The 2,597-nt window shown below is 70.0% G+C and carries 5 protein-coding genes and 1 pseudogene; all 6 read right to left on the reverse strand.

Features of this window, described 5'->3' with window-relative positions; translation table 11 throughout:
• Nucleotides 1-440 (reverse strand): annotated as a pseudogene (locus tag AVL48_RS23710) (DUF4913 domain-containing protein); the annotation flags it as partial.
• Nucleotides 437-892, reverse strand: a complete 456-nt coding sequence (locus AVL48_RS23715; RefSeq protein WP_061990443.1) for a hypothetical protein — start codon at nt 890-892, stop codon at nt 437-439. The gene AVL48_RS23715 and the pseudogene AVL48_RS23710, both read right to left, overlap by 4 nt.
• A complete protein-coding gene (locus AVL48_RS23720; protein WP_061990441.1) occupies nt 889-1,098 on the reverse strand; it encodes a hypothetical protein in 210 nt (69 codons plus the stop codon). The genes AVL48_RS23715 and AVL48_RS23720 overlap by 4 nt, the downstream gene beginning before the upstream one ends.
• On the reverse strand, nt 1,095-1,475 hold the full coding sequence (locus AVL48_RS23725; protein ID WP_061990439.1) for an SsgA family sporulation/cell division regulator: 381 nt from the start codon (nt 1,473-1,475) through the stop codon (nt 1,095-1,097). The genes AVL48_RS23720 and AVL48_RS23725 overlap by 4 nt, the downstream gene beginning before the upstream one ends.
• Nucleotides 1,472-1,756 (reverse strand): hypothetical protein, encoded by a 285-nt coding sequence (locus tag AVL48_RS23730; RefSeq protein ID WP_143178246.1) that lies wholly within the window; start codon nt 1,754-1,756, stop codon nt 1,472-1,474. The genes AVL48_RS23725 and AVL48_RS23730 overlap by 4 nt, the downstream gene beginning before the upstream one ends.
• Nucleotides 1,756-2,597: type IV secretory system conjugative DNA transfer family protein (locus AVL48_RS23735; RefSeq protein WP_156515777.1), on the reverse strand; the 842-nt coding region annotated here is incomplete at its 5' end. The genes AVL48_RS23730 and AVL48_RS23735, both read right to left, overlap by 1 nt.

Below are 2,597 nucleotides of genomic sequence, written 5' to 3' on the forward strand. Positions count from 1 at the left end.
TTGTCGACGTAGGCGGCGAGCCACGAGCGCATCAGGCACACCAGTTCCTCGACCACGTCGGGGTGCCACCACCAGCATTCGGGCAGCTCCGCGCCGTGGTAGCGCAAATACACCCGCGCCAGCCACACCGACAGCTCCGTCAACACCGTCTGCGCCTCGTCGGCGCCGTCGACGTCGCCGCCGTCGGCGAGGTCCAGCCACGACAACGGGCGGGTCTTCTTCCCCGGCTCCTCGTCGTTGACCTGCTCCACCAGGGCCTTCACGACCTTCGCCAGCTTCGTGACCTGCTCGGGCAGCGGCTCGACCACGTCGTGCAGCGCCCGCACCTGCTCCGGCAGCGGGGTAACCGCTTCCATCGTCATCCGCAGGCCCTCGACCTCACGGGCCAGACCTGCCACCGCCGCCGACGTCGCGAACTCGGACTCCTTCTTCTCGTTCATCGGGCACCGCCACTTTCGACACCGGCCACCAGGTAGGCGTGCGCCATCCAGGACCGGGCCAGCTCCAGGTGCGACCCGTCGTCGTGCTGCTGCCAGTCATCGGCGGCCAGCGCCGCGCGGATCGCGTGGGCGATGACGTTGAGAACGACCTCGTCGGGCACGGTCCGGTATCCCGGCTGTAGGGCGCGACCGAGCCCGAACAGCACGGCCGCAGGCACCGCGAACTTGTCCGGCCGGAAGGCCAGCGCGGCACGGTGGAGGAATACCGCGTGCAGCGCGATCACAGCGGCCTCGGCGGTCTCGTAGTTTTTGTACTTCGCCAGCAGCGGCCGCAGCACCTCGACGTCGTCGGCAACAGAGCGGGTGGAGCCGAGCGGCTTCGGCAGGTCGGAAACCTTGGCGATCATGGTTGCCGGGATGTCGGCGAGGATTTCAGCGGACGTGAAAGTCATCGGTTGGTCACCTCAACGAGGTCGAAACGGGCGTGGAGTTCGGTCCAGGCGGCGTGGTGACGGCCGTCGGCGGTGTGCCACAGCCCGTCCTCACCGGGGAACCACAGGTGCATCAAGTCGTCGCGCACCACGGGCTGATCGGTCGGGGCGGGCTTGTCGGCCACGCCGGCGGCGAGCCACACGCGCGGGGCGGTGGGGGCGCTCATCCGAAGCTCACCCCCGGAAACATCTCGGCGGCGGCCGACCAGTCGAGCACGTCGGACTCGGCTCCGGCCGGGACCATCAGGTAGGTCAGGGAGACGAACGCGGCGAGAGCGTCACGACGGAAGATCGCTACGCCCTTGCCGTCTGGAGTGGACAGTGCGAGCACCACCAGGTCGCCCCGGGCGGTGATTCGTACATCGCCGATCCCGGCGGTCCCGGTGTTCAGGGCCTCGTTGAGCAGTTCCCGGCTGAGCACCCACTCGGCCTCGACCGGTTCGGTCGGGAATGTCAGCGTCACGGCGAACGGCTCCGCGGTGCTGTACTCGGCGGCCACCTGGAGCTGGACGGTCCCGACAAGCGCGGGCATGTGCAGCTTCATCGCGCACCCCCACCCGGAGCGGTGGACAGGCGACGGGTGGTCTCGCTGACCACCCAGGTCACGAAGTCCTCCCGCACACCCGGTGAGATGTGGGCGTCGAGGAACGCGGTGATCTGCTCGGCGGGCTGGCCGTTGACCGTGCGCCACACGATGATCTCCACCAGCATCGCGACCAGGCGACGGGACTCTCCCGAGTGCGCGGCGAACTCGCGGGCCAGCTGCTCGATCACCGTCGTGATCCGGAACGTCTCGACCGGCATGAACGGCTGGTTCGGGTTCATCAGGACCACCGCCCCTCGGTGTCGACCGGCTCGACCTCGACCCGCTCGGCCTCGGCCCGCACCACCAGCGGCTCAGTGACCCGGGCGGCCCGAGTGGCACGGCGCTGCGCAGCCCAGTCCTGGGCGCGGGCCACCCATGGCTCGACCCGGTCGGCGAGCATGTCCACGAACGCCCCGGCCTTCGTGAGCCACAGCTCGCGGCGCTCGTCCCACCGCTCCAGCAGATCGCCGTACCGCTCGCGGCGCTCCACGGCCTTCACGTCGCGGCGCTTCCACGCCATCTGAAGCTTCCCGATCGCGGCGGGCATCCCCCGGCGCACGATTACCGCGTGCAGCTCCGGCAGCTGCGCGATCTGCCCTGGCGACAGCACCGGCACCCGCTGCGGCGTCCGCCCGGTCACCCGGCCGTCGACGTCCTCGGTCTCGACCTTCTCGTGCCGGTCGGCGGTCAGCAGCGAATACGCCTGCAAGTCATCGGCGTCGCGGGCACCGGCCAGAATCAGCACGGTCGCCGAGTTCGTCATGATCGCCGCACACCCGGTGTCGCCCCACCGCTTCCGCAGCTGCGCGCGGGACTGGGCCCCGATGTGGATGGTGATGTTGCGGCCACCCATGTCCGCGGTCCAGTTGTCCAGCGGAATCGGGCAGATCAACGCGGCCTCGTCCAGGACCAGCGTCAACGCCGGATCCAACCTGCCGCCCGGGGATTCGGAGGCGATACGGCGGGCCTCCCGCGCGATGTGCGCGGTCAACGCCGCCACCAGCGGCGCCGTGTGGCCTTCCTCCGCGCCCACCATGTACACCGTGCCGCGTCGGATCAGCAGCTCCGCGACGTCCAGGC

The organism is Amycolatopsis regifaucium (assembly GCF_001613935.1).
Taxonomy (GTDB): Bacteria; Actinomycetota; Actinomycetes; order Mycobacteriales; family Pseudonocardiaceae; genus Amycolatopsis; species Amycolatopsis regifaucium.

Coding starts and splice junctions, on each gene's coding strand:
- AVL48_RS23715 (WP_061990443.1), bottom strand. CDS start 892: ATGACTTTCACGTCCGCTGAAATCCTCGCCGACATCCCGGCAACCATG.
- AVL48_RS23720 (WP_061990441.1), bottom strand. CDS start 1,098: ATGAGCGCCCCCACCGCCCCGCGCGTGTGGCTCGCCGCCGGCGTGGCC.
- AVL48_RS23725 (WP_061990439.1), bottom strand. CDS start 1,475: ATGAAGCTGCACATGCCCGCGCTTGTCGGGACCGTCCAGCTCCAGGTG.
- AVL48_RS23730 (WP_143178246.1), bottom strand. CDS start 1,756: ATGAACCCGAACCAGCCGTTCATGCCGGTCGAGACGTTCCGGATCACG.